The organism is Paenibacillus sp. OT2-17, from assembly GCF_009827695.1.
Classification (GTDB): domain Bacteria; phylum Bacillota; class Bacilli; order Paenibacillales; family Paenibacillaceae; genus Paenibacillus; species Paenibacillus polymyxa_B.
The window spans coordinates 1-624 of the sequence record NZ_WUDQ01001024.1; the positions used below are offsets into that span (position 1 = coordinate 1).

The 624-nt window shown below is 48.2% G+C and carries 2 protein-coding genes; one reads left to right on the forward strand and one right to left on the reverse strand.

From position 1 onward, the window contains the following. A partial coding sequence (locus GRP75_RS28840; protein ID WP_160791100.1) for a phosphorylase family protein occupies positions 1-250 on the forward strand: 250 nt, incomplete at its 5' end. 18 nt (positions 251-268) lie between these two features. Here the strand turns inward: GRP75_RS28840 and GRP75_RS28845 are convergent. Beyond that, a partial coding sequence (locus GRP75_RS28845; protein ID WP_160791101.1) for a hypothetical protein occupies positions 269-624 on the reverse strand: 356 nt, incomplete at its 5' end.

Genomic DNA, 624 nt, shown 5'->3' on the forward strand with positions numbered 1-624 from the left:
CTCCCAGGCTGAGCGCGCCCATTTTATCCGTAGCCAGTTTCCTGAAGCGAAAGTGACGGATATGGAAGGGGCCGCGGTCGTTCAGACTGCGTACCAGTTTGGTGTTCCATTTTTGGCTGTCCGTTCTTTGTCTGATCTTGCCGGTGTAGAAGCGGCGGATTCTTTTGACTCTAATCTTGATTTGGCTGCGGCCAACTCGGCAGCAGTGGTTGTGGCTCTTGTAGCTGCATATGATAGAGACAAGCTTTGATATATTCAATGGCACTATTCAGGAATGTTTTTTCTTTGGCTTGCTATGCTGGTTAATGAGAGTTCGAAGTTGTTTCCCGGCTTGGTTCAGCTCCATATCATTCAACACATAATCGGTGCTGACTTCCCAGGTGCTGCGGTCATTCAGATGAAAAATAAAGGCGGGAAAGCGAGGGCGCAGCCATTTGCGGATGGAGGCCCCTTCGAATTCGACTTTAGTGATTGTAGCCCACGGGACAGTTCGAATACCATCGGAAATGCTGTGTTCGTCAAAGATGAACAGGTAGGTATCCTTACGAAGCGTTCTGCTCAAACAAACCACAAGATAGCTACCGAAAAAAGGAAGTCCGACAATGGCGGACGTAATAAAGAAGA